The organism is Hafnia sp. CBA7124 (genome assembly GCF_002355555.1).
GTDB classification, from domain to species: domain Bacteria; phylum Pseudomonadota; class Gammaproteobacteria; order Enterobacterales; family Enterobacteriaceae; genus Hafnia; species Hafnia alvei.
The window spans coordinates 3,546,886-3,573,562 of the sequence record NZ_AP017469.1; the positions used below are offsets into that span (position 1 = coordinate 3,546,886).

Below are 26,677 nucleotides of genomic sequence, written 5' to 3' on the forward strand. Positions count from 1 at the left end.
ATGGATGAAAGCTTCGGTAAAAATTAATAAAAAAACGCCAGCACAAGGGCTGGCGCTTTCAGAGCAAATAACGCGATATCAAATCGCAACAGGTGCTTTAATCCCTGGATGTGGATCGTAGCCTTCGATGTCGAAATCTTCGAATTTATAGTCGAAAATAGATTCTGGCTTACGCTTAATCACCAGCTTAGGCAACGCACGAGGCTCGCGGCTAAGCTGTAGCTGAGTTTGTTCCATGTGGTTGCTGTACAAGTGGGTATCACCACCGGTCCAGACAAAATCACCCACTTCTAGATCTAACTGCTGCGCCATCATGTGCACCAGCAAGGCATAGCTGGCAATATTGAACGGTAGGCCAAGGAATACGTCACAAGAACGCTGATACAGCTGGCAAGAGAGTTTGCCGTCTGCCACATAAAACTGGAAGAACGCGTGGCATGGCGCCAACGCCATCTGGTCTAACTCGCCCACGTTCCACGCCGATACGATAATGCGGCGTGAATCTGGATCTTGTTTCAGCTGTTCCATCACTTTGCTGATCTGGTCAATTTGACGACCATCAGCCGCGCCCCAAGCACGCCATTGTTTGCCATACACCGGGCCCAAATCGCCATTTTCGTCTGCCCACTCGTCCCAGATAGTGACGTTATTTTCGCGCAGGTAAGCCGTATTGGTATCACCGTTCAGGAACCACAGCAGTTCATGAATGATGGAGCGCAAATGACAACGTTTGGTGGTGACCAGCGGGAAGCCTTCTTGCAGGTTGAAACGCATCTGATGCCCAAAAATGGACACAGTGCCGGTTCCGGTGCGGTCGGCCTTTTGTGTTCCCTCTGCGAGCACTTTTTTCATTAAATCCAGATACTGTTTCATGTCACCTCACGACGTTTATGCTTTTGATACCTGCCGCGGCGTGATCGTCCGCGGCAGGCTATGGAACGTTATTTAAAGAGTTTGCTGTGGCTGAGGACGGCGATACGCCCAAACCATCATGATCACACCCGCGATGATCATTGGGATAGAAAGGATCTGCCCCATGCTGATCACGCCATCAAACAGGCCGAGCTGGGCGTCCGGCTGGCGGAAGAATTCAACGATGATGCGGAATGCGCCATAGCCAATCAGGAACAGTCCAGACACGCTGCCCATCGGGCGCGGTTTACGGATGAAGAGATTCAGGATGATGAACAGCACCACACCCTCAAGCAGCAGTTCATATAGCTGTGATGGGTGGCGCGGCAGCACGCCATACTGGTTGAGAATCTCTTGCCACTGTGGATTGGTCGCGGCCAAAGGAATGTCTTCGCTACGAGAGCTTGGGAACAGCATCGCCCATGGCGTATCGGTGCTCACACGGCCCCACAGTTCACCGTTGATGAAGTTGCCTAAGCGGCCAGCGCCCAAGCCAAACGGGATCAGCGGCGCAATAAAATCTGACACTTGGAAGAAATTACGTTTGGTGCGGTGAGCAAATACCATCATCACCACGATGACACCAATCAATCCGCCGTGGAACGACATGCCGCCGTCCCAAACTTTGAAGAGATAAAGTGGGTTTTCGAGGAACAGCGAGAAGTTATAAAACAGCACATAGCCAATACGACCACCGAGGAATACCCCCAAGAAGCCAGCGTACAGCAGGTTTTCAACTTCGTCTTTCGTCCAGCCACTTCCCGGCTTATTAGCACGGCGCACGGCCAACCACATAGCAAAGACAAAGCCCACCAGATACATCAGGCCATACCAATGTAAAGACACCGGCCCAATAGAGAAAATTACTGGGTCAAAACTAGGAAAATGCAGATAGCTCGTCATCTATCACCACGACAATATCGAATATTTATTCCCTATCAATCCCTTAACCAGTAGGCATTAGGATATCAGCGGGAAGGCAAGTTGCGCATGATAGCATAGGAAAGAAATAGAGCGGGCTTGAGGTTGCGGAAAAGTTATGTAAAACCGTGAATCATCTTGCAGCGGAAAACCTGTCATTTCTTCAGCAGAGATAACAGGTTTGCCAAAAAATCAGATATAAACATCGATCTGATTTTCATCGGTTGGGCGGTTAACGCCGTCACCGGTTTTACCCACTTTATCCAACTGGCTTTGCTGCGCCTGCTCCGCCTCTTGCTGGCGAATACGCGCGATTTCGGCCTGTAACGCTTTAATTTGGTTTTGAATCAGCTCTTGCTGCTTTTTAATCTCTTCCGGTGAGCCACCCGAATTGGCTAAATCGCGCAACTGCTGCTGAAGTTCCTGAATTTGTTTCATCAGTTGTTGGACACGACCTGAACCGCCTCCGGACGTACTCGCCCCCACGGTGCTGCCGCTTCCACTACCCACGCTTTCGCCGCTGCCGGTTAACGCGGGCGAAACACCTGCTGCGGGAACCGACATGGTGATAGATACATTTGCCATAGTAATTATCCTCTGTAACGACTAACCCCAAAGATATTTTTAAAATATCTCTGAGTTATCGGCGAAAGAGGAAAAAACCTGAGCGAAGAATTTTGCCGAAGTCAGCAGGAATTACCAGCCTGTCAGCAACAAGAAGGTTTGCCAGAACAGCATCACCACCAGCACCCCACACAACGGCACGCTAATCAGCAGTCGTCCCGACACCAGCTTATTGATACCAATGCCAAGCAGCACTGAAATGGGCATCAGCGCCAGAAAAAACGGCCACGTGTAGAGCAGGAAAAAAGGCGTATTCAGGCCATAGACGATAAATGGCAGAACAAAAGCTAACCAATAGAAAGAAAAGCCCAATACCCCGCCAGCAAAGGCGTAGGAAGGCTCTTCTTTCTCCAATGACTTTTTCTTGTCAGCGGGAATGTTGGCAGCGTTTATTAGCATACATCAACCCTGAATAATCATTACATTCACCAAAGGAATAAATGCAATGCAACAATAACTAGGGTTTGATAATAGCGTGATGGCGTAAAACGTCTAACATTTGTGCGACCAAATTTGTTACTAATTGTTCGCCATTTAGATGAATTTCAGGCCGCTCAGGCGGCTCGTAAACTGAGCTAATTCCCGTGAAGTTTTTAATCTCACCCGCGCGCGCTTTCTTGTAGAGTCCTTTGGGATCACGCTGTTCACATACGGCGAGTGGCGTATCCACAAAGACCTCGATAAATCGCCCTTCCGGCAATAGTTCGCGCACCATTTGGCGCTCATGGCGATGAGGCGAAATAAATGCAGTGAGCACTAACAAACCCGCATCCTGCATTAGTTTGGCTACCTCACCCACGCGGCGAATATTCTCGATACGGTCGTCGTCGCTAAAACCCAGATCGCGCGACAGGCCATGCCGTACGTTATCGCCATCCAGTAAGTAGGTGCTAACCCCAAGCTGATGTAACGCCTGCTCCAGCGCGCCTGCAACTGATGATTTTCCCGAGCCCGAAAGCCCGGTAAACCAAATCACCGCGCCCTGATGCCCATGCAGTTTTTCACGGCTCTCACGGTTGACTGCATGTTCATGCCAGACGATATCAGGGCTAGAGGCGTTACTTTCAGTAGCTGGTTGTAATAAATTGATATCAGTCACCGCTATTTTCCACCCAGCAAATCGCGCGCACCCCAGTGTGGGAAGTGACGGCGAACCAATGCATTAAGCTCAATTTCAAACGCGCTAAAATCGGCTGTATTCGCTTGTGACGGTGCCAACGCTTCACGGATAAGCCCAGCCCCCACGGTCACGTTGGTGAGCCTATCAATAAAAATAAAGCTGCCGGTGTCATGGTTTTGCGCATAGCTGTCGATAACCAGCGGTTCATCGAAGGTGAGCTCAACCAAACCAATCCCATTGAGCGGCAAAGATTCTACCGCACGCTGCGTAAGCGTGTTGATATCCACCTGATAGTCGATTCGCTCCACGCGAGCGCGGGTTTTCTTGCCACCGAGTTTGATATCAAAACTTTGCCCTTGGCTCAGCGGCTGCTCAGACATCCAGACAACATCTACCGTCGCGCCCTGCACGGCAGGAATTGACGCATCGGCGGCCACGATCAGATCGCCACGGCTGATATCAATTTCATCCTCAAGAACCAGCGTGATGGCTTCACCAGGAATAGCGCTTTGCAGATCGCCATCGAAGGTGACAATACGAGCAACGCGCGAAGTGACTCCTGACGGTAACACCTTCACCGACTGCCCCACGCTGAGTACGCCTGCGGACAGCGTTCCCGCATAGCCGCGAAAATCCAGATTCGGGCGGTTCACGTACTGCACGGGGAAACGCAGCGGCTGCTGCTCAGCATCGTGTACCACATCAACGGTTTCCAAAATTTCTAATAAAGTGGGCCCGTGATACCAGCTCATGGCCTCACTTTGTGTCGCCACATTGTCGCCATCAAGCGCGGAAAGCGGAACAAATTTAATCGCTAAATCACCCGGCAGTTGCTCGGCAAAGCTGAGATAGTCCTGCTTGATTTGCTCAAACACATCCTGTTGATAGTCACGCAGATCCATTTTATTCACCGCTACCACCAGATGGCGAATACCGAGCAGCGTGGCAATAAAGCTGTGGCGGCGAGTTTGATCCAGAACGCCTTTGCGCGCGTCGATCAGTAAGATAGCTAAATCACAGGTCGACGCGCCGGTCGCCATATTTCGGGTGTACTGTTCATGCCCTGGGGTATCGGCGATAATAAATTTGCGCTTTTCTGTCGAAAAGTAGCGGTAGGCAACATCAATGGTAATGCCTTGCTCACGCTCGGCCTGAAGACCGTCAACCAGCAGCGCCAAATCAAGCTTCTCGCCCTGTGTGCCAATGCGCTTGCTGTCGCTGTGCAGCGTCGTCAGCTGATCTTCATAAATTTGGCGCGTATCGTGCAGCAGGCGTCCAATCAGCGTGCTTTTACCATCGTCCACGCTGCCGCAGGTCAGAAAACGCAGCAGGCTTTTATCTTGTTGTAGCTGTAAATAGGCCTCCACCCCGCCTTGCTCAGCAATTTGGTCTGCGATGGAATGGTTAATCATCTGGCTCATGGTTCTCGTCCTCTACGAATTCTTAAAAGTACCCTTGGCGCTTTTTCAGCTCCATCGAGCCAGACTGATCGCGATCGATCATCCTTCCCTGACGTTCGCTGGTGGTGGAAACCAGCATCTCCTCGATGATTTCAGGCAGCGTTTGCGCCTGAGACTCCACCGCGCCGGTTAGCGGCCAGCAGCCTAAAGTACGGAATCGAACCATGCGTTGTTTGATCACTTCACCCGGTTGGAGATCGATACGATCGTCATCCACCATCATCAGCATGCCGTCACGCTCTAAAACAGGACGCGGCTTCGCTAAATAAAGCGGAACAATATCGATATTTTCCAAGTAGATATATTGCCAGATATCAAGCTCAGTCCAGTTTGACAGCGGGAATACGCGGATGCTTTCGCCTTTGTTCACCTGACCGTTATAGTTGTGCCACAGCTCAGGCCGCTGGTTTTTCGGGTCCCAGCGATGGAAGCGGTCACGGAATGAATAGATTCTCTCTTTGGCGCGTGATTTTTCTTCATCACGACGCGCACCGCCGAAGGCGGCATCAAAACCATATTTATTCAGCGCCTGTTTTAGCCCCTCGGTTTTCATGATGTCGGTATGCTTGGCGCTGCCGTGAACAAACGGGCTAATGCCCATCGCGACACCTTCTGGATTTTTATGCACCAAAAGTTCACAGCCATAGGCTTTGGCGGTGCGATCGCGAAATTCGTACATTTCGCGGAATTTCCAGCCGGTATCAACGTGCAGCAGCGGGAACGGCAGTGTCCCCGGATAAAATGCCTTACGCGCCAAATGCAGCATCACCGAAGAATCTTTGCCGATGGAGTACATCATGACAGGGTTAGAAAACTCGGCAGCCACCTCGCGGATGATGTGAATACTCTCCGCTTCGAGCTGTCGTAAGTGCGTCAGTCTTTGGTTATCCATGGACGATCCTTAAGCCAGAAATTCTCCCGAAGGCCACACCGGCACAACGGATATTTATCCAAGAGGGTTGGAGTTACAGCAAATCAAACCGAGTGAGCGCAGCGGTAACTTCAAAAAGCAGGATAGGGGCACTATAAGGTGTCAGCTTTGCCCAAATGAAATGACGAAAAGGTATTTGAAATAACCGAAAGAAATATGCAGCAAGCTGAGGCGGCGCAAGATTAAGGAAGTAAACATTTCCTTAAATTTTAGGAGCGCTAGAAATTGTGTAATAAGAGCGAAGACTCCATACTAGCCGCACTGATTTATCATCCCAATTATCACGCTGTTGAACACGTTTTTGGTTTTCAGCAGCGCTAAGGACGCTTTACCCATGTTTTCCTGCCGTTCACTTAAACTGGTTTGCGCAGCGCTATGTCTCAGCAGTAGTTTCGCGGTTTCAGCCGCAGGTATTACCCATCAGCCCGTGGGTAAAATTGCCGAACAAGAAGTACGACATATCTCGACCTACTTCCCCGGCCGCATGGCTGGTAGCCCCGCCGAGCTGATGATGGCGGACTATGTTAATCAGCGTTTCCAAAGCATGGGCTATCAGAGCGACCTAAGAGATTTCAAAACCCGCTATGTGTATACCTCAAGCGAAGGTAAAAAAGATTGGCATAACGTGAACGCCACCTCAGTGATTGCGGTGAAACCCGGCAGCACCGACAAACAGATCTTAATTGTCGCCCACCTTGATACCTATACCCCAATGAGCGACAGCGATGTGAACCATAATCTTGGCGGATTAACGTTGCAGGGCGTAGATGACAACGCGTCTGGCGTTGGCGTGATGTTGGAGCTTGCAGAGCGTCTGCGCAGCGTTAAAACCAAGGCGACCATTCGCTTCCTTGCGCTCAGCGCCGAAGAGTTAGGCAACAAAGGGGCCGAAAACTATCTCAGCAGAATGAGCAAATCCGACAAAGACAACACGCTGTTGGTTATCAATCTCGATTCTTTGATTACCGGCGATAAACTCTATTTCCACAGCGGTGTTAACACGCCGAAAGCCATCGCCGAGAAAACCCGCGACCGCGCCCTTAAGCTTGCTAAGCGCTTTGGTATTAGCGCCGCCATTAACAACGGCCATGGCGAACACAGCCCGAAAGGTACCGGTTGTTGCTCGGATCATATGACGTTCGATGCGGCCAATATTCCAGTACTCGCCGTTGAAGCCAGTAATTGGTCTCTGGGCAAAAAAGATGGCTATCAGCAAACCAGCAAGAATACGCATTTCCCAGAGGGCACCACGTGGCACCAGCCGCAATATGACAATCTTCAGTACTTGGATAAACACCTGCCCGGGCGTATCAAATCGCGTACGCGAGACAGCGTGAGGATTTTACTGCCTCTGGTGGAAGAGGTGGCTAAGTAGTTTCCAGCGATAACGTCATCTGTATAGAAACCTCTGCCTTTGTGACAAAGCGTTAAGCCATATTGATCTTTAATGAATGGGCATTACATTTATTCCAGATTGATCTGTTTTAGTGCCGCTTTGGCATCAATATTCGTTGAGGTTTTTATGTCTGATGAACAATCCGTTGAGCAACGCGTTATCTCTGGCCTTTTCTCTCGCCTACAACAGGCTGAAGCTGGCAGCGGGCCGAGGGATGCTCAGGCCGAGCGTTTAATTCAGGAATGTATCGCCAAACAACCTGCGGCGCCTTACTACATGGCTCAGGCGATGCTGGTACAAGAAGCGGCGATTAAGCGTTTAAACGATCAGGTAAATGCTCTACAGCAACAGGTGACTCAGCTACAGAATCAGCCGAAACAGAGCAGCGGCGGCTTTTTAGCGGGCTTATTCGGCGGTGGCAGCACCAATGCAACCGAGTCACGCCCTGCCGCCGTATCAAACAGCGGAAGCCAGCCTATCCCTGGCGCGGCAAATTATGCCAATAACCAGTACCCCAATAATCAGTATGCCAACAATGCGAATAGTGGTTATGCGCCTGCGGCCTCTCGTGGCGGCAGTAGCTTTTTAAGCGGCGCATTACAGACGGCGGCCGGTGTCGCGGGCGGCGTGGTGATCGCGGATATGCTGACCGGCATGTTCCACAATAGCCAGCCGGAAGAGATCGTGAACGTGGTTGAGGAAAATACGATTGCTCAGCCTGACGCGGCTCAACCAGATATCACGCAGCCCGATAACACTCAGCCCGATCTGCAAAATACGGATTGGCAGGATGATGCGTCTAATCAGAATGGGCAAGACAGCGGGTTCTTCGATTCAGGCTTTGGCAACGATGACGACAGCTACAGTAACAGCGACGATGATTCGTTCTTCTAAAACTATTGCGTAGATATCATATCCGCCGCATGGTGCGGCGGATTGAATCTGCTTATTTCCCCTGCTTGCGCAGTAAGAAAATAAAGTACGGCGCGCCGATGAACGTTGCTAACAATCCGGCGGGGATTTGATAAGGGAACATCACCATCCGCCCACACCAATCTGCAAACATCATCAGAAAACCACCGATTAGCGCAGCAACCATCAGCTGTGGCATCGCTCGCTTAAAGCCTAACATTCGCGCCATATGGGGAGCCATCAGGCCAACAAAGCTGAGCGGACCGGTCATTAGCGTCGCAGCGGCGGTTAACGCCGATGCGATCAACAAAATAGCGACACGCGACGGCATCAGCGCCACGCCCACCGCTTTCGCCGTTACCGAGCCTAAAGGCAGTAGCATGAGCCAACGGCGGCACAGCGGCGTTGCCGCAATCAGCACCACGGCAATACCCACGGTACGTAACGCCTGCGCGCTGTCCACGCCATAGGTCGAGCCCGCTAGCCATGTGAGCAGCATGCCGGTACGCGGATCGCCGCTTGCCAGCACCATCACCACCAGCGTACTAAACACCGTACTCACCGCAATCCCGGCCAACAACATACGCTGGGCGGAAAATCCGTTACGGCTCGAGGTAATCATCACTAACAATAACGTCAGCGCAGCGCCGAGGCTTCCCGCCGGAAGTAGCCATACAAACGCATTGCCCGGTACTAACAGCATCAGCACTAAAACGCCGAGCGCAGCACCCGACGTAATCCCTAATACTTCAGGGCTCGCCATCGGGTTACCGGTGAGCTTTTGGATCATGGTTCCTGCTACGGCTAGCATCATTCCCGCAGCCAAAGCAGCCACCACGCGCGGCCAGCGCCAAGGCATCAGCGCATCTATCTGGGCGCCGTGCGCCCAGTACCAACCTTCGCTACCGCGTCCAAATAGCAAAGCAACGGCCAGAGCCAACGCCAGTAGAGCCATACCGATGATCATCCAGCGCCACAGATGGTGACGTTCTGGCGTAACACGGTCGCCTTGGTTCATATCCGGCATATTGCCGTTGGTCCGCAGCTTCGGTAATAACCACAGCAGTACCGGTGCCCCAATGAGCGCGGTGGCCGAGCCGGTTGGAATTTCATGCCAAACCACGGCCAGCCATTGCACCACCTGATCGGTGAGCCACAGCAGCAAAGCGCCGATAAAAGGCGCCATTAACAACCGTTGAGACAATCGACGCGCACCACAAATGCGCGCTAACAGCGGCGAAAATAGGCCGATAAAACCAATCACGCCTACCGCGTTCACCATCTGTGCGCTGATTAACACCGCCAGCGCGAGGGTAGCTAAACGAGCGCTGCTTAGGCCAAGCCCTAGATTTTTAGCGACGCCGTCATCCAATCCCAGCAGCGTCAAAGGGCGAATCAGCAAAGCGGAAAGCAGCAATGCCACCAGCAAACGCGGAGCTAGTTCGGTCACGTTATGCCAATCGTGTTGGTTCAACGCCCCGCTCGCCCAGACAAACATGCCCTGTAGAGATTCGTAATTAAACAGCGCCATCAGGGAGTTCAGTGCGCCGCAGTACAGCCCCATCACCAGCCCCGCCAGAATCAGCGTCACCGGCGACATGCGTTTACCCCACGACAGGCCAAACACGATAAACGCGACCAACACAGCACCCAGCAGAGCCGCCAGTTGCATCATCCAGCTTTCAGGCGAAACGGCCAACAGCACCGCCGCCGTTACCCCAAACTGAGCACCGGCGGAAACCCCCAGCGTGGCGGGTTCCGCCAGCGGGTTTTTCAATACCTGTTGGAACAGTAGCCCCGCCAGACCGAGCCCTGCGCCCACCAGCAAAGACACAACGTCGCGTGGCAGAATGCTGTAATGCATCACGACCTGTTGGATATTATCCCTATCCGGCGCGGTCGCGGCCTGCCACCATTGATTAAACGGTAGCTGGTGATGCAGATTGAATAAGGTTAATCCCAGCGCAGGCAATGCCAGCAACAACGGGATCAACCACAGGCTGAATTTAGCCTGAGATGCTTTTACGTTAGCGTTCATGATTTCGCTCCTAACGCAGACTCCAGCAAATCACAAAAACGCATCGCGGAGAGCGTGGCACCGTAGAACCAAACGCCCGGCTGGCTGATCACTTTATGGCTTCGCACAAAAGGCAGCGCCTGCCACAACGGGGTTTTCTGCACCTGAGCAAACAATGCGTCATTACCGTGGCTGAAGAAAATGGCCTGCGCCTGCGGGGAAATCGTCGCCAGTTGTTCTATGCCAACGATCGCGCTGCCCCAAAAATTGGTCGCCCCCGTCCACGCATTTTTTAAATCCAGTTCATCCATTACTTCTTGGAACATGCTGCCTTTACCAAATACCAAAGCATGCCCGGCGTCTAACAGCGTAAACAGCAACAGTGGCGTTTTGTCCCACGCACTCAGGCGCTGTTTACTTTGTGCCAACCGCTGTTGGAATAGTGCAAGGTGTGCGGTCGCGCGTTCAGGCACACCCAGTTTTTCCGCCAGATTTTGCAATGACTTTTTAGCCAGTTTCAGCGGCAGGCCTGAGCCATCGTTAAAGGAAAAGCCCATCGCCGGTGCAATGGTTTGCATTTTCGCCACTGAAGGGCCAAATCCCTCTGAGTAGAGGATCAGCGAAGGATCAATCTGTTGCAGCAGCTCCATATTTGGCTCTGTGCGGTTGCCGAGATCGATAACCGTAGGTGCCAATTCAGGCTCTTGTACCCAAAGACGGTAATTGGCGATCTCAGCTACGGCAAGCGGGGTAATACCGAGCGTCAGCAGAAGCTCAATCGGCAGCCATTCGAGCGCCACAATACGCTTGAGATCGGGAGATGTCGTGCTGGTTAGCCCAGAAGCCTGCACCGAAAGCGGAAGTAAAAACGGCGACAACGCCAGCGCCGTAATCAGACGGCGACGGCCAAAATCAGGAGAGTTGGGATCACGCATTGAATCTTGCATCAGTAGACGAAGCTCACCGGCGCACCACCGCTTGGATGCGGCAGCGTCCCCATCGGTATACCGTAAATTTTTTCCAGTACGTCGCCCTGCATAATGTCAGCAGGCGTACCTTGAGCAATCAGTTCACCACCGCGCAGCGCCATCAAATAATCGCAATAACGCGCAGCCATATTGATGTCATGCAGAACCGCAATCACGGTTAACCCCCGTTCGCGGCTAAGGCGTTGAATGAGGGCCAACACTTCAACCTGATGGGCAATATCCAGCGCCGAGGTCGGTTCATCGAGTAATAAACAGCGGCTATTTTGTGCCACCGTCATCGCCAGCCATGCACGTTGACGCTCACCGCCGGATAAGCTGTCAACCAAACGCCCTGCCAGCGGTTTAAGATCGACCAAGGCAATGGCCTCTTCCACTCGTTCACGATCTTCGCTGCGAAAACGCCCGAGCGCACCATGCCAAGGATAGCGACCAATGGCCACCAGTTCACGCACCGTCATTCCCTCAGCGGCGGGCAACTGTTGAGGAAGGTAGGCCACTTCACGGGCAAACGCTTTACTATCCCATTCCGCTAACGGTTTGTCGCCCAGTAAAATCTGGCCACCGCTTGCCGCCTGATGGCGACCGAGCATTTTTAGCAGCGTCGATTTACCTGAGCCATTGTGACCAATCAAGCCACAAACCTGACCTTCAGGAAAAGTGAGAGACACGTTTTGCAGCAATGTGCGGCCAGGAACAGTGAAGCTGACCTGTTGCAAAGTGAACGTTGACGGGGTGGAGATCGCAGTTTTACTCAATTCCGGTATAGCCTTTAGTCTTATGTTCTTTGCAGAAAAGAACGGGCGCGGTAACCGCGCCCTTGAGTGTATATCTTACTAGAAGCGGAAGGTCGCCGTTGCCACAACCTGACGCTCTGCGCCCCAGAAGCAGCCATAGGTATCGAAGCAGCTGGCAACGTACTCGCGGTCCAGCAGGTTATTTACATTAACCGCAATGCTGGAGCCAGGCAGGTTGAAGCGCGCCAGATCATATTTGATCACCGCATCCATCACCGCTGCGCTACCGACTTTGAAGGTATTCGCCGGATCGCCGTAGCTTGAACCGATGAATCGGCCGCCCGTACCCAGCGTTAGCCCGCTCAAAGCACCTTCGTTAAAGGTGTAATCACCCCACAGGGAAGCCATATGTTTTGGCACCTGAACCGGCGTATTGCCCTTTAAGTTGGTATCTTTGGTGTATTCTGCCTCTGTATAGGTGTAAGACGCCGTCATGTTGATATTGGCATTAACGGCAGCTTTTGCTTCAAATTCAAAACCACGTGAGCGAATTTCACCCGCAGGGATTTGATTCAACGCATTCGTTGGATCAGCCATCAAGTTGTCAGTTTTGGTTAACTGATAAACTGCACCCGTGACCACAATCGGCATATCTTTCGGCACATATTTCACACCGGCTTCGTACTGCTCACCTTTCGACGGCGCATAGGCTACGCGTGGTGTGCTGTAGAGGCTAAAGGCATTCGGCTCGAAAGATTGACTGTAACTGAAATACGGTGAAATACCGTTGTCGAACAAATAGTTCACACCGCCACGCCAAGTAAACTGCTGATCTTTACGCTCAATGTAACCATTATCGCTGCGAACAGTCGTGGCCTGAGTAGACCAGTCATAACGACCACCCAAGGTCAGAACCCATTTGTTCCACTCAGCCTGATCCTGAAGATAAAGCCCGGTTTGCTTGCTTTCGTTCATCTGATAAGGAACCGCGCTACCGAAATCAACGTCGGTACGATCGGGTAAATTATCCAGATCCAGTGAAGGTGCATTGCCAAACAGGGCGCTGATGTCATTACGCATACGCATATAGTCAACGCCGGTTAACAGGGTATGATCCACGTCGCCCGTCGCAAACTTACTCTGTAGCTGAGTATCAACGCTAAAGTTCTGTAAACGCTCATGATCAACAACCGTACCGCGTCCCAAGTAATGGGCCTTATCAGCATCAGAAAGCGACTGACAGTACGCGTTAAAACCATTCATACTGTTATTACACAGCCCGGTACCGTATGCACTTTTCTGAGCCGTTTTCATCTCAGAGAAACGCAGGTTCTGGCGCACTGTGAAGGTGTCATTGAAACTATGGTCAAAACTATAGCCCACCATTTTCTGGTTGCGGGAATAAGTGTTGTTGGCTGCGCCTTCATTGAAGCTAGTCGGTAGACGACCACCGTTTGGCAATGGCTCTACGGTTCCTTCTTTCGGCAACCAGCCGTAGTAGCCGGTTTCTGGCTCGTTCTGGAAATATGACAAGAACGTGAAGTTAGTTTGCTCGCTCGGACGCCAAGAGAACGTTGGGGCAATGGCGTAACGTTTCTGCTTGGCACCGTCCTGCTGTTCGTTATTAGAACGCGCCATACCAGTTAAACGGTATGAGAACTCTCCGTTATCATCCAACGCATCGCTGAAATCAAAACCAGTTTGGAACAGGTTATCTGTCCCCATTTTAAACTGCACTTCTTTCAACGGTTCTGTCGTCGGACGCTTGCTGACCATAGAGATGATCCCGCCAGGGTTGCTTTTGCCATAAAGCACTGACGTTGGCCCACGCATGAGTTCGACACGCTCAAGCATATAAGGATCAATGACGGCGTCGTTATAGAAATCGCCCTGTAACTTCAAACCGTTCAAATAGTTATTCTGGTTCAAACCAACCGAAGAGAAACCACGAATGATGGCAAAGTCATAGGTGCTGGAGGCGCCGCGGCTGTTAACCGTTACGCCAGGCGTATAGCCCAAAGCCTCTTTGACCGATTTTGGCTGGCGGATTTGCATTTCTTCATAGGTTACAACCGAGACAGACTGTGGAGTCTTCTCAATTGGCGTATCGGTTTTCGTTGCCGTTGCGCTGCGCTTAGCGGCAATCGTTGGCGCGGGACCCCATGCGCTCTCCTGCTGAACACCACCGCCGGCGGTGACAACCAGCGTGTCGTCATTTTGATTTTTTTGAGTTGTATCAGCAGCATTGGCGAAAGAGGCCCACATCCCCAAGCTGGCAGCAATAGAAACTGCAACCTTGGTTCGTGAATATTTGAACGATGGTAAAGTCATGTTGGTTTCTCTGGCGAAAGACAAATAATAAAGCAAACGAGAATGATTATTATAAAGATCGCATTTTATGCGTAACTAAATGTAAAGTTCAAGAGAAATTAATCCTTATAAGAACCAAGGGAACAAAAAATAGCCTTTATTTTAATAAGGCTTAAATCAATAGGTTTTATCTATCTAAAAAGAGGATTGAATCATGATGTAAATATAAATGAGACGTATTTCATAGTTATGTAATTGTTATATTTGGTTTGCGTAAATGGTTTAATTAAAACCATACAAAGAATGGATTTAAAGATGCGGAATCGGTGCCATATTCTATTTATTGGCGCTTACTCATCACGGTGCAATTTTTCACCTTACAAAACGAGGCTACACCTACCTTTGCGCCTCTACGCATTTTTATTTAAATTAAACAAAACACTTAATTAAGCACCAATTAAATCAATGAAATTTAATACAACATTAAATAAAAAACTCTCAATTACTTATTAAAAAAGTATAATTTCCAACGAATCATAATTCACCAATATTGTAATTTATTATATTTACATTCCTCGTCACAAAATTAATTATTTATTTCATGAACCATATTGTCTTTTAATAACCAAGAGTTTTATCCTGCTAGCGTTTTAAAAAGGAATCCTTATTAAATATAAGGGATAAGAATAATACAAAAGCGTCAATTCAAGGAAATGATAATGAAGCGTAAAATTCTAGCGGTGGTAATTCCTTCTTTATTAATAGCGGGCATGGCACATGCCTCTGAGATTTATAATAAAGATGGTAATAAATTAGATCTGGAAGCTAAAGTCGATGCGCGCCATCAGTTCTCTGACGCCAGCAGCCAAGATGGTGATGAAACCTATTTACGTGTTGGCTTCAGAGGCGAAACCCAAATCAACGATCAACTGACCGGCTTTGGTCAGTGGGAATATAACGTCCAAGCTCAAACCACTGAGTCTGAAGGCGTTGGCAGCAATGGTAATGCCACACGTTTGGCTTTTGCTGGCTTAAAATTCGGTGATTTTGGTTCGTTTGATTACGGTCGTAACTACGGTGTCGTATACGACGTTGAAGCGTGGACCGATATGCTGCCAGACTTCGGTGGCGATAGCTACACCCAAACTGACGTGTTCATGAACACCCGTGCCAATAACCTTGCAACCTATCGTAACACCAACTTCTTCGGTCTGGTTGATGGCCTGAATTTTGCTCTGCAATACCAAGGCGCTAACGATAATGGTGGGGCTGAAGGCAACAACGGCACCAACAATGGCGACCGTAAAATTGCCACTCAAAACGGCGATGGTGTTGGTTTCTCTACCACTTATGACACCGGCATGGGCCTGAACTTTGGCGCATCTTATGCGGCTTCTAACCGTACCTATGACCAAGAACATCGTTCATTGGCAGGCGGTAATACCGCTGATGTTTGGACTTTGGGTGCCAAATATGACGCGAACAATGTTTACCTGGCCGTTATGTATGCTCAAACTCAAAATATGACCGCCTTCGGTGATCAAGATGGGTATATTGCTAACAAAACTCAAAACGTTGAAGTCACGGCTCAGTACCAGTTTGATTTCGGCCTGCGTCCATCTTTAGGCTATGTTTATTCTAAAGGTAAAGACCTTGACTATAACGCCGGCGGCAAACATTACGATAACGAAGATTTAGTTAATTACATTGATGTTGGTACCTACTTCTACTTCAATAAAAACATGTCGACCTACGTTGACTATAAAATCAACTTGCTGGATGACAATAATTTCAGCCGTTCAGCAGGCCTGATGACTGACGACGTTGTTGGTGTTGGTTTGGTATACCAGTTCTAATTTAGCTTAATCATTGCATTAATGAATATCGCGGGTGGCTTAGGCCACCCGCTTTTATTTGTCTATAAAATGATCACCAAAGCGATTTAATACTCCATTGACCACCTTGCTTATTATTCATTATTCATCTAATAAAAAAGGCCTCTTAACAAGAGGCCTTTTCGTTCACACTAGAATATTATTAGTTGCTGCCAAACATATCCTTAATCCAACCGGCTACACCATCACTACTTTGTTGTTGCGGTGCTGGTTGCTGCTGCCCTTCAGTTTGTGGCTGCTGAGTCTGGGCTGCCGGTTGCTGCGCTGCGGATGCAGCACATAACCCCTCAGGGTTTTCCGTCCATACAGGAATGCTGCGCGAACTGCCACCGTTGCACACAAAGTTACCAGATTCATCAATATTCATCGTGGTAATCCCTTCCGGTGGTACCAAATTCAGCGGCAGCGGAGTCTGGTTTTCCAGATAGCGACGATAAAGCGTTAACGCACCGTTTGCACCGGTTAACTTGGCCGGGCCATTGTTATCACGCCCAACCCATGCAATGGTCACCTCTTTACCATCAACACCGGCAAACCAGCTATCTCGCAGATCGTTTGTGGTACCCGTTTTCGCCGCCAGATGGTAATTACCAAATTTAGCCGTCAGAGAACGCGATGTCCCACGTGCAACAACCTGCTGCATACCATACAGCGTCAGATAAGCTGCCTGCGGTGGCACCACGCTTTGTGCCTGCGGCAAGCTTTGATACAGCACGGTTCCATCTTCTGCAATCACCGAACGCACGGCCGACAGCGGCGCGCGATTCCCACCCCCAGCAATCGTTTGATACTCCTGCGCAACTTCCATCGGCGTGAGGCTAATCGCCCCCAGCAACATGGATGGAACCGGATTAATCACATCTTTAGGAATACCTAAACGCTGCAATGTCGCGCTGATTTGATCTAACCCTACCGCCATACCCAGATTCACCGTCGGCACGTTCAGCGAGTTCGCCAACGCATCCACCAGCATCACCTGACCACGATACTGACGATCGTAGTTTTTCGGCTGCCATATGCTGCCATTTGGCTGCTTCAGCGAAAGTGGCTGATCCGCAAGCCACGTGTTCAGACGATATTTATCTGGCTCGCTCAACGCCGTGAGATAAGTCGGTGGTTTTGCCAGAGAGCCCACTGAACGGCGGGCGTCCATTGCGCGGTTAAAACCGGCGAACTGTGGCTGAGCACCGCCCACCATGGCACGAACTTCGCCGCTGAAACGGTCTACAATCACCATGGCAGCTTCAAGATCGTTCACATGACGCGCCGCTTTCAGTGCAGGAACGCCATCTTCCACCGCTTTTTCTGCCGCGTCTTGCGACACCGGATCGAGCGTGGTGAAGATTTTCACCCCAGACAAATCATTGATCTTGTTGCCCAGTTTTTGCTGTAGCTCTTGGCGAACCATTTGCATAAACGCAGGCTGTGGCGAGATAACGCCGCCTTTTGGCTGCACGCCGAGCGGACGAGCACTCAGCATATCGTAAAGCTCTTGGTCGATGATCTGCTGGTTTTCCAGCAATTTCAGCACCAGATTACGACGCTCTAATGCCAGTTTCGGGTTACGCCACGGGTTATACAGCGAAGCACCTTTTACCATGCCTACCAGCAATGCTTGCTGGTCGAGGCTAAGTTCATCAACCGGACGTCCGAAATAGTAGAGGCTCGCTAACGGGAAGCCACGGATCTGATCGCTTCCGCTCTGGCCCAGATACACTTCGTTGAGATACAGCTCCAAGATGCGATCTTTGCTATAGCGATAATCGACGATCAGCGCCATATACGCCTCGTTGATCTTACGCCACAGCGAACGTTCGTTAGATAAAAACAGGTTTTTAACCAGCTGCTGCGTCAGCGTACTACCGCCCTGTACCGCACGTCCGGCAGTAAGGTTAGCCACCACAGCACGACCAATGGAATAGAAACTAATCCCATCATGCTGATAAAAATGGCGGTCTTCGGTCGCAATCAGCGTATCCACTAACAGATCGGGGAATCCGCTGCGCGGTACAAATAAACGCTGCTCACCGTTGGGAGACTGCAACATGGTAATTAAGCGCGGATCCAAGCGGAAGAAACCAAACTGGCGCTGGTTGTCCATATTTTGGATCTGGCTTAGACGATCGTTGCTGAATACCAAACGCGCATGGATCTGCCCTTCTTTTCCGTCTGGAAAATCAAACGGGCGGCGCAACAAATCAATATTGTTGCCGTTCACCGAGAATTCACCCGGACGCGTGATGCGGCTCACCTGACGGTATTGCATACCTTCCAGCAAATTCACCATCTCTTTTTTGCTGTAGGACATTCCAGGCTCGAGATCGACCATCCGGCCATAGACGGTCGCTGGCAGCTGCCAGACTTTCCCATCGATACGGCCACGGATCTGCTGATCCAAATAGAAACCGTAAATCGCCAGCAGCACAAAGACGATCAGCGCTAGCTTGATCAGCAAACCTAACAGCTTGCGTTTACGCGATTTTTTCACTTTCTTACGCGCCACGTCGTCCTCTCTGTCTTCATCATCATAATCATCATCTTCTTCGTAATCGTCATGATCGTCCGCGGTATCACGGAAATCATCGCGATAGTCATCGTCCTCGTCGTCATAACGGCGACGGCGATTAGGTACCGCTTTACGGGACGGTGGAGTGCCACCTTTTTTACCCTTACGTCCGATCGGCTCGCGATCGTCATCCCTAGACATTGTTCAGTTCTCCGGCAGTGGCGCCTAATCTGTTCCTCACCGCCGAAATGGGGAAGAGGAAACCTCCGAAATTAGCGCAGCATCATGGCTGCGCCGTAGGAATTTCTTACTGGTAGCGTTTCGTTCGACGCGTCGGCAGCGCATTTCCCGGATCGTCCGGCCATGCATGCTTTGGATAACGCCCTTTCATCTCTTTTTGCACTTCACGGTATGAGCCCTGCCAAAACGCGGCCAAATCACGGGTAATTTGCAGCGGGCGATGGGCTGGCGATAGCAACTCCAACACCAACGCCACTCGCCCTTCGGCGATTTTAGGGCTGTGCTGCTCACCAAAGACCTCTTGCAAGCGCACGGCTAACACCGGTGGTTTATCGCTAAAATACTGTAGCGGTAAACGCGATCCTGTCGGCACAGTGTAATGAGTCGGCAGCGCAGTATCTAGACGCTGTCGCATCGACCAATCCATTAAGCCCAACAGCGCATCGGTCAGATTGATATTCTGTAAACCGCGCAGATCGCGCACGCCGTCTAGCGCAGGCAATAGCCAGCTTTCTAGCGAATCCAGCAGACTATCATCATCTACCGTAGGCCAGTTAACTTCTGGTAACCACTGCGCTGCACACTGTAACCGTAAACGCAGCTGCTTGGCAGAGTCGCTCCAATTCAAAGCACTAATACCCTGATTGCGAACCCAATTTAGTAGCGCCAGCGACAGCTCCTCAGCCGATGGTTTAGCCAGCGGCTGTGCCTTAATCACTAAGCGCCCTAGCTGCTGGCGCTTCCATGCGCGTAGCGTACCTTTCGCTTCATCCCACTCCACGCTGGTTTGCTCGCTGATCAGATGCGGCAGGCGGGCGGCTAAAAGATCAATATCACAAGGCAACGCCAGCAAAATACGCGCTTCGCTGTTATTCACGCCCTGCAAAAGATTCGCCACAATCAACCACGGCGTCCGCGCCAGCGCGTCATCGGCTTCCATTGCCGCACCGAGACCATTCGCCAACAAATAACGCCCATCTTGCCCACGTAGATTAGCAATACGATCGGGAAAAGCATGAGCAAGCCAAAATGCAGTATCGTCGAGCGCGACGCGCCCCTTCCCGTTCCCCAAACGCTTAATCAGTTGATTGGCGCGGCGTTGCCAATGGCTCTGCGGATGATAAAGCGCATTGCGTAGATCGACGCCGCCGTTCCGCGGTGGCTCTTCAATGATAGCGGCCAGCAACGCCGCCGTCGCAAGCGCATCCTCACCGGCGCTTTGCGCGGCACAGAGCATTGCCGCCAATCGCGGATCGCTACCCGCATCGCCCATAGCGCGACCGGTTGGCGTTAAGCCGCCCTGTTCATTAATTGCCCCGAGCTGAAATAACAGCCGCTGCGCGGCAGAGATCGCCGCAGTCGGCGGCGTATCCAGCCATTTTAACTGAGAGACATCGTGACATCCCCACTGCAAAAGATTCAGCCACAGGCTGCTCAGATCGCTATGGAGAATTTCGGCTTCGCTATATTCTGCGGTACGTTCGGCCTGTTCTGCCGCCATTAGGTGCCAGCAGATCCCCGGTTCTAAGCGCCCCGCGCGCCCGGCGCGCTGCGTCATGGAGGCCTGACTGGCTCTTTGCGTAACCAGCTTCGTGAGCCCGCTACGCACATCGAATTGGCTGACACGCTCAAGCGTGCTGTCGATAACTAAACGAATGCCGTCGATGGTCAAACTCGTTTCCGCAATATTGGTGGCCAGCACCACTTTGCGCCGCCCTGACGGTGACGGATCAATCGCCTTCTGCTGCTCGGTCAGCGGCAACGCGCCATAAAGCGGACAAATATCGGTATTGGCATCCACGCGCTGTTCGAGCAGTTCGGCGGTACGCTTGATTTCTCCCACGCCGGGTAAAAACAGCAGCAGCGAGCCTGACTCTTGGCGTAACAAATTCAGCGCCGCATGAGAAGCGCTGTGATCCAGCCGTTCATGCGCAGACACCGGCATGTAACTGCGCACCACGGGGAAGCTGCGTCCTTCGGAACGGATCACCGGTGCATCGGGCAGTAAATGAGTCAAACGCGCGTCGTCCAGCGTGGCAGACATAATCAGCAAACGCAGATCGTCACGCAATCCTTCCTGCACATCCAACAACAGCGCCAAGGCTAAATCAGCCTGCAAGCTGCGCTCATGGAACTCATCGAGGATGACCAGCGATACGCCTGATAGCTCGGGATCCTGCTGAAGCATACGAGTCAAAATACCTTCGGTAACCACTTCCAGCCGCGTTTGCGCGCTAACTTTGGTTTCGGCACGCATGCGGTAGCCTACGGTTTGCCCCACAGTTTCACCCAGTTGTTGCGCTAAGCGATGAGCCACGCTGCGCGCTGCCAACCGGCGAGGCTCAAGCATGATGATTTTACCGTTCAGCCAATCAGCCTTAAGCAATTGCAACGGTAGCCAAGTTGACTTACCCGCACCGGTGGGTGCATTCAGTAGCACCTGAGCTGAAGATTGCAGCGCGGCCAATAATGATTCAAGAACCGCAGCAACAGGAAGTAAAGACACGAAGGCTCCAAACTAATTAGGATTAAATGCTTTAACATCGACTAGACGGCATTGTAGCATTCAGCGGTGAAACTAAGAGAAACCAGAAAGCATGTCTGATACCCGCCGCCTATTTTTTGCCTTACCAATACCGCCCAAAACCCAACGTGCGTTGGTGAAATGGCGCGCAGATCAGTTTTCTGCCGAAGCGGGGCGCCCTATCGCCGCCGCCAATCTGCACATCACTCTGGCATTTTTAGGTGACATCAGCGAACAGAAATCTCAGGCCCTGCAAAATATGGCTGCGCGGATCAAACAACCGGCTTTTAGCCTCGATCTCGACGACGCGGGCCATTGGCCGGGCGCGGGCGTTGTCTGGCTGGGCACCCGCCGAGCACCGCGGGGGCTGCTGCAATTGGCCGAGCTTTTACGCTCGCAGGCTGCGCGTAGCGGTTGTTATCAAAGCCCTTTACCTTTTCACCCCCATGTCACGCTGCTACGCGGGGCGACGAAAGCCGTAGCACTCCCGCCATCAGGGTTTCATTGGCCGATTGATTTTGAATATTTCACGCTCTACTCGTCCGAGTTCCGCCGTGGCCGAACCCGCTACGAGCAAATTGCCGCTTGGCCGCTCATTACGCCGAAAAAAACGTCGGAAAACACGGAGTACTGAATTTTCAGAATTATCTCGGCATATATATAGAAAGAAAAAAATATAGAGAGAACTTATGATTTTTTCCCCCTCGCTAAAATCAGCGCGCTTGCTTCAACGCTACAAACGTTTTTTAGCCGACGTTCGCCTTAATGATGGCACTGAAATGACGATGCACTGTGCCAATACCGGTGCGATGACAGGATGTGCAACGCCGGGGGATACGGTTTGGTATTCCACGTCAGACAACATTAAAAGAAAATATGCGCATTCTTGGGAGCTTACTCAGACTCAGCAAGATCACTGGATTTGTGTAAATACCATGCGTGCCAATACGTTAGTGCAAGAAGCCATCGAGGCTGGACGCATCAACGAATTATCTGGTTACACAAAACTACGCACCGAGGTGCGCTACGGTGAAGAAAATAGCCGTATCGACTTGTTATTACAGGCAGAAAATCAACCTGACTGCTATATTGAGGTGAAGTCTGTGACCCTGCTAGAACAGGATTGTGGTTACTTTCCCGATGCTGTTACGCTACGCGGGCAAAAGCACCTTCGGGAGCTGGCGCTGCAGGTACAAAACGGACAACGCGCAGTACTGTTTTTTGCCGTACTGCATACCGGTATTACGAAGGTTGCGCCAGCACAACATATTGACCCGCAATACGCGGAATTACTGGCGCAAGCCTGTGCGCTTGGCGTAGAAGTTATATGCTATGGTGCACAGATTAACGCGGAAGGAATGGAGCTAAACATCCCGTTGCCGTTTGGGTTGTCTTGAGCCCGCTATTTCGTCTTCTGTTGAAAAAAACGACAAAAAACGCAGAGCAGCTCGCCAAATACGCCGTCCTTCACACCATTGTCAAGCATTATGCAGGAATAATTGCCAACGTTAACGGCATCTGCTATTTATAGCGGCCTGATTTTTCCCCCATTTGGGGATCGCTAATGCGTGTTATGTAGGAGAAGCAACATGCAAGAAGGGCAAAACCGTAAACCGTCGTCCTTAAGCATTCTCGCCATCGCTGGGGTGGAGCCGTACCAAGAGAAGCCAGGCGAAGAGTACATGAATGAAGCCCAGCTGGGTCATTTCAAACTGATTCTTGAAGCGTGGCGTAACCAGCTCCGTGACGAAGTTGACCGCACTGTGTCCCATATGCAGGACGAGGCGTCGAACTTCCCGGACCCGGTAGACCGTGCGGCACAGGAAGAAGAATTCAGCTTAGAACTGCGCAACCGCGATCGTGAGCGCAAACTGATTAAAAAGATCGAAAAAACTCTGAAGAAAGTCGAAGACGACGATTTTGGCTTCTGTGAGTCTTGCGGTGTTGAGATCGGTATTCGTCGCTTAGAAGCGCGCCCAACGGCCGATCTCTGCATCGACTGTAAAACTCTGGCTGAAATCCGCGAAAAGCAGATGGCCGGTTAATCTGGGATATTAAGATCCTCCAACGCCCTAAACGGGCGTTGATAGTTTCACTAACCCAGCCTCACCACGGCGTTAATGCAGGAAGCCAACACCGTGGTGAATTCTTCCCGTACTGCGGCATGACGCCGACGTAACGAAATTCATCAAACCCATGCCATCACATCACTATATTGGCCGCTTTGCCCCTTCTCCATCCGGTGATTTACACTTTGGTTCACTTATCGCCGCTCTCGGTAGCTATTTACAAGCTCGCTCACAGCAAGGTCGTTGGCTCGTCCGCATCGAAGATATCGATCCGCCTCGCGAAGTTCCCGGAGCCGCCAGCCGTATTTTGCGTACGCTTGAGCACTATCAACTGCACTGGGATGGCAGCGTGCTGTATCAATCGCACCGCCACGATGCCTACCGCGCCGCACTCGACTCCCTGCGCCATGAGCACAAAGCCTATTTCTGCACCTGTACCCGCAGCCGTATTCATTCCCTCGGTGGATTTTATGATGGTCACTGCCGCGCTCTGCATCTGGGGCCTGAGCACGCCGCGCTGCGCTTACAGCAAACCGATCCGGTGTATGGATTTGAAGACGCGCTCCATGGCTGGCTAGCCGCCGACCGCGCCATGGCTGAGGAAGATTTTATTATTCACCGACGCGATGGCCTGTTTGCCTATAATCTGGCCGTGGTGGTAGACGATCATTTTCAGGGCATTACTGAAATTGTGCGCGGTGCCGATCTTATTGAGCCAACGGTGCGTCAGATGGCGCTGTATCAGCAATTGGGTTGGCAGGCCCCGCGCTATCTGCATTTACCTTTGGCGCTGAACCACGATGGAAACAAGCTGTCGAAGCAGAATCACGCCGAACCTATCCCAATGAGCGATCCTCGTCCTGTGCTCATTTCAGCGCTTAGCTTTTTGGGGCAGCCGGTCGTGAAGAGTTGGGAAGATTTAAGCACCGAAGCGCTGCTAGAATATGCAGTCGCTCATTGGGACGTACGACAAATCCCCAAAAACTCACGATTAATGCCGTGAATTTATCAGCGGCATTCTCAAAATGCCCTGCTTAGGCTATGATGACCCGCTATTTTTTCTGCATATACTCATCAGACCTCAAGTTGCTGGCATTAGCTAGGGCTTGAATGATTCAGAGCATACGACTAACAAGACACTATCGAGGTGCACCATTTTTACCCGAGTCGCCAACTTTTGCCGTAAGGTTTTAAGCCGAGAGGCGGAGAGCGCACAAGCGGAGGAGTCACGTTCAATGACGGTGATCCCGCGCGATCAACATAACATTTCGCGCCAACAAATCAGTGAGAACGCCCTCAAGGTTCTCTATCGCCTGAACAAATCAGGATACGAAGCGTATCTGGTTGGTGGTGGCGTGCGCGATCTGCTGCTCGGTAAACAGCCTAAAGATTTTGACATCACCACCAGTGCGACGCCGGAACAAGTGCGTAAACTGTTCCGTAATTGCCGTCTCGTTGGCCGCCGCTTCCGCTTGGCCCATGTGATGTTCGGCCCTGAAATTATCGAAGTTGCTACCTTCCGTGGCCACCATGAACACGCCGGTGATGGCAAAAATATCTCCCAGCAGGCTCAGAACGGCATGCTGCTGCGCGACAACGTCTATGGCAACATCGAAGAAGATGCCCAACGTCGCGATTTCACCATCAACAGCCTGTATTACAGTATTTCAGATTTCACGGTGCGTGATTACACCGGCGGCCTGCGTGATTTGCAGGAAGGCCGTATTCGCCTGATTGGCGATCCTGAAACGCGCTACCGCGAAGATCCTGTTCGCATGCTGCGTGCGGTGCGCTTTGCTGCCAAACTGGACATGACTATCTGTCCACAAACCGGCGAACCGATCCCACGTTTAGCTTCATTGCTGCATGAGATCCCATCGGCTCGTCTGTTTGAAGAGTCGCTGAAACTGCTGCAATCCGGCTATGGTTTTGCAACTTACACGCTGCTGTGCGAATACCAGTTGTTCCAACCGTTATTCCCAGTGATTGCGCGCCATTTCACGCCCAACGGCGATAGCCCGATGGAACGCATCATCAATCAGGTGCTGAAAAACACCGATCATCGTTTGCAAAACGATATGCGCGTGAATCCAGCATTCCTGTTTGCGGCCATGCTGTGGTATCCGCTGATTGAGCTGGCGCAGAAAATCAATGACGAGAGCGGTTTGACCTACTACGACGCCTTTGCATTGGCGATGAACGACATTTTGGATGAGCAATGCCGCACGCTGGCTATTCCAAAACGAATTACCGCATTAGTGCGTGATATTTGGTCATTGCAATTGCGCTTATCCCGCCGTCAGGGCAAACGCGCGCATAAACTGATGGAACAACCGAAGTTCCGCGCGGCCTTTGATCTGCTGGCGTTGCGCGCTCAGGCAGAGAATAACCATGAGCTGCAGCGTTTGACACAGTGGTGGGACGAGTTCCAGAAAGCGCCTCTGACACGTCAGAAAAGCATGGCGAATGAGCTGGGCGATGATGGTGTTCGCCGCCGTCCGCGTCGCCCACGTCGTCGCGCACCGCGCCGTGAAGGCAGCAGCGAATGACACGCGTCTATATAGCCTTAGGCAGCAATTTGGCTAATCCTCTGCATCAGGTTCAGTCGGCGCTTAACGCGCTGGCCGAACTGCCGCAGACGACGCTGATTGCAACCTCATCGCTATATCGCACACCGCCGCTCGGGCCTCAGGATCAGCCTGATTACCTGAATGCGGTGGTGGCTTTAGACACGGATTTATCCGCTGAAAATCTGCTAGACCATACGCAAAAAATCGAGCTGGAGCACGGTCGCGTTCGTAAAGATGAACGCTGGGGCCCACGCACGTTGGATCTCGATATTTTGCTGTTCGGCGATGAAATAATAAACACCGAACGCTTAACCGTGCCGCATTACGACATGAAAAATCGTCAATTCATGCTATATCCACTCGCTGAAATTGCCCCCGAATTGCGTTTTCCTAGCGGTGAAAGCCTGCAAACTGTCATCGCACAACTGAGCGCTGAGCCACTCACGCGGTGGTAACGTATGCCGTTATATCAATGAAATAACTATAAATAATTACTCTCTGATATATATCCTTTCCTTACTACTTTGCTTAATTCCCTTTCTATTTC

The 26,677-nt window shown here is 51.3% G+C and carries 22 protein-coding genes; 9 read left to right on the forward strand and 13 right to left on the reverse strand.

Going from position 1 to position 26,677, the window contains the following annotated elements:
- Positions 1-78 precede the first annotated feature (78 nt).
- The 7 genes from thyA to cysD all read right to left on the reverse strand — a co-directional run bounded on the left by thyA (position 79) and on the right by cysD (position 5,929).
- Positions 79-873 carry a thymidylate synthase gene (gene thyA / locus CPY98_RS16280; RefSeq protein ID WP_043495300.1) on the reverse strand — a complete coding sequence of 265 codons (795 nt, stop codon included), beginning with the start codon at positions 871-873 and terminating at the stop codon, positions 79-81.
- Between the two features lie 72 nt (positions 874-945).
- Entirely contained in the window at positions 946-1,815 is an 870-nt protein-coding gene (gene lgt / locus CPY98_RS16285) for a prolipoprotein diacylglyceryl transferase (protein ID WP_043495301.1), read from the reverse strand.
- 210 nt (positions 1,816-2,025) lie between these two features.
- Positions 2,026-2,418, reverse strand: coding sequence for a FlxA-like family protein (locus tag CPY98_RS16290; protein WP_080723968.1), 393 nt, complete (start codon positions 2,416-2,418; stop codon positions 2,026-2,028).
- Positions 2,419-2,529: 111 nt separating this feature from the next.
- A complete protein-coding gene (locus CPY98_RS16295; RefSeq protein WP_043495303.1) occupies positions 2,530-2,856 on the reverse strand; it encodes a DUF3561 family protein in 327 nt (108 codons plus the stop codon).
- A gap of 58 nt (positions 2,857-2,914) precedes the next feature.
- A complete protein-coding gene (gene cysC / locus CPY98_RS16300) occupies positions 2,915-3,556 on the reverse strand; it encodes an adenylyl-sulfate kinase (RefSeq protein ID WP_046448749.1) in 642 nt (213 codons plus the stop codon).
- Between the two features lie 2 nt (positions 3,557-3,558).
- The gene (gene cysN, locus CPY98_RS16305; RefSeq protein ID WP_172863850.1) at positions 3,559-4,998 is read right to left on the reverse strand and encodes a sulfate adenylyltransferase subunit CysN; all 1,440 of its coding nucleotides are present in this window, start codon (positions 4,996-4,998) and stop codon (positions 3,559-3,561) included.
- 22 nt (positions 4,999-5,020) lie between these two features.
- The gene (gene cysD, locus CPY98_RS16310) at positions 5,021-5,929 is read right to left on the reverse strand and encodes a sulfate adenylyltransferase subunit CysD (protein ID WP_025800261.1); all 909 of its coding nucleotides are present in this window, start codon (positions 5,927-5,929) and stop codon (positions 5,021-5,023) included.
- A gap of 373 nt (positions 5,930-6,302) precedes the next feature.
- Between cysD and CPY98_RS16315 the strand changes: the two genes are divergently transcribed.
- Both CPY98_RS16315 and CPY98_RS16320 read left to right on the forward strand, forming a co-directional pair.
- Entirely contained in the window at positions 6,303-7,343 is a 1,041-nt protein-coding gene (locus tag CPY98_RS16315; protein WP_096388442.1) for an aminopeptidase, read from the forward strand.
- 147 nt (positions 7,344-7,490) lie between these two features.
- On the forward strand, positions 7,491-8,258 hold the full coding sequence (locus CPY98_RS16320; protein WP_043495310.1) for a DUF2076 domain-containing protein: 768 nt from the start codon (positions 7,491-7,493) through the stop codon (positions 8,256-8,258).
- A 52-nt stretch (positions 8,259-8,310) separates the two neighbouring features.
- On the opposite strand, the gene fhuB is transcribed toward CPY98_RS16320, so the two are convergent.
- The 4 genes from fhuB to fhuA form a co-directional block, all read right to left on the reverse strand.
- Positions 8,311-10,314, reverse strand: a complete 2,004-nt coding sequence (fhuB, locus tag CPY98_RS16325) for a Fe(3+)-hydroxamate ABC transporter permease FhuB (protein ID WP_096388443.1) — start codon at positions 10,312-10,314, stop codon at positions 8,311-8,313.
- Positions 10,311-11,228 carry a Fe(3+)-hydroxamate ABC transporter substrate-binding protein FhuD gene (fhuD, locus tag CPY98_RS16330; RefSeq protein WP_096388770.1) on the reverse strand — a complete coding sequence of 306 codons (918 nt, stop codon included), beginning with the start codon at positions 11,226-11,228 and terminating at the stop codon, positions 10,311-10,313. Before fhuD ends, fhuB begins: the two co-directional genes overlap by 4 nt.
- A gap of 11 nt (positions 11,229-11,239) precedes the next feature.
- Positions 11,240-12,037: a Fe3+-hydroxamate ABC transporter ATP-binding protein FhuC gene (fhuC, locus tag CPY98_RS16335; RefSeq protein WP_162622611.1), complete on the reverse strand. Its 798-nt coding sequence runs from the start codon at positions 12,035-12,037 to the stop codon at positions 11,240-11,242.
- 78 nt (positions 12,038-12,115) lie between these two features.
- Complete coding sequence (fhuA, locus tag CPY98_RS16340) at positions 12,116-14,347, reverse strand: ferrichrome porin FhuA (RefSeq protein ID WP_043495317.1); 2,232 nt, start codon at positions 14,345-14,347, stop codon at positions 12,116-12,118.
- A gap of 698 nt (positions 14,348-15,045) precedes the next feature.
- Between fhuA and ompC the strand changes: the two genes are divergently transcribed.
- Positions 15,046-16,182, forward strand: a complete 1,137-nt coding sequence (gene ompC, locus CPY98_RS16345) for a porin OmpC (protein ID WP_096388444.1) — start codon at positions 15,046-15,048, stop codon at positions 16,180-16,182.
- A 181-nt stretch (positions 16,183-16,363) separates the two neighbouring features.
- On the opposite strand, the gene mrcB is transcribed toward ompC, so the two are convergent.
- A complete protein-coding gene (gene mrcB, locus CPY98_RS16350; protein ID WP_096388445.1) occupies positions 16,364-18,928 on the reverse strand; it encodes a bifunctional glycosyl transferase/transpeptidase in 2,565 nt (854 codons plus the stop codon).
- A gap of 106 nt (positions 18,929-19,034) precedes the next feature.
- Positions 19,035-21,473 (reverse strand): ATP-dependent helicase HrpB, encoded by a 2,439-nt coding sequence (gene hrpB, locus CPY98_RS16355; RefSeq protein ID WP_096388446.1) that lies wholly within the window; start codon positions 21,471-21,473, stop codon positions 19,035-19,037.
- 91 nt (positions 21,474-21,564) lie between these two features.
- Here hrpB and thpR point away from each other — a divergent pair, with 91 nt between their 5' ends.
- From thpR to folK, 6 genes are all read left to right on the forward strand, one after another.
- Positions 21,565-22,125: an RNA 2',3'-cyclic phosphodiesterase gene (thpR, locus tag CPY98_RS16360; RefSeq protein ID WP_096388447.1), complete on the forward strand. Its 561-nt coding sequence runs from the start codon at positions 21,565-21,567 to the stop codon at positions 22,123-22,125.
- A gap of 55 nt (positions 22,126-22,180) precedes the next feature.
- Positions 22,181-22,888, forward strand: a complete 708-nt coding sequence (gene sfsA, locus CPY98_RS16365) for a DNA/RNA nuclease SfsA (protein WP_025800272.1) — start codon at positions 22,181-22,183, stop codon at positions 22,886-22,888.
- A 192-nt stretch (positions 22,889-23,080) separates the two neighbouring features.
- On the forward strand, positions 23,081-23,536 hold the full coding sequence (gene dksA / locus CPY98_RS16370; protein ID WP_025800273.1) for an RNA polymerase-binding protein DksA: 456 nt from the start codon (positions 23,081-23,083) through the stop codon (positions 23,534-23,536).
- Positions 23,537-23,687: 151 nt separating this feature from the next.
- Positions 23,688-24,563, forward strand: a complete 876-nt coding sequence (gene gluQRS / locus CPY98_RS16375; RefSeq protein ID WP_096388448.1) for a tRNA glutamyl-Q(34) synthetase GluQRS — start codon at positions 23,688-23,690, stop codon at positions 24,561-24,563.
- 151 nt (positions 24,564-24,714) lie between these two features.
- Positions 24,715-26,109, forward strand: coding sequence for a polynucleotide adenylyltransferase PcnB (gene pcnB / locus CPY98_RS16380; protein ID WP_038503004.1), 1,395 nt, complete (start codon positions 24,715-24,717; stop codon positions 26,107-26,109).
- Positions 26,106-26,585, forward strand: a complete 480-nt coding sequence (folK, locus tag CPY98_RS16385; protein ID WP_096388449.1) for a 2-amino-4-hydroxy-6-hydroxymethyldihydropteridine diphosphokinase — start codon at positions 26,106-26,108, stop codon at positions 26,583-26,585. Before pcnB ends, folK begins: the two co-directional genes overlap by 4 nt.
- The last annotated feature ends 92 nt before the right edge of the window (positions 26,586-26,677 follow it).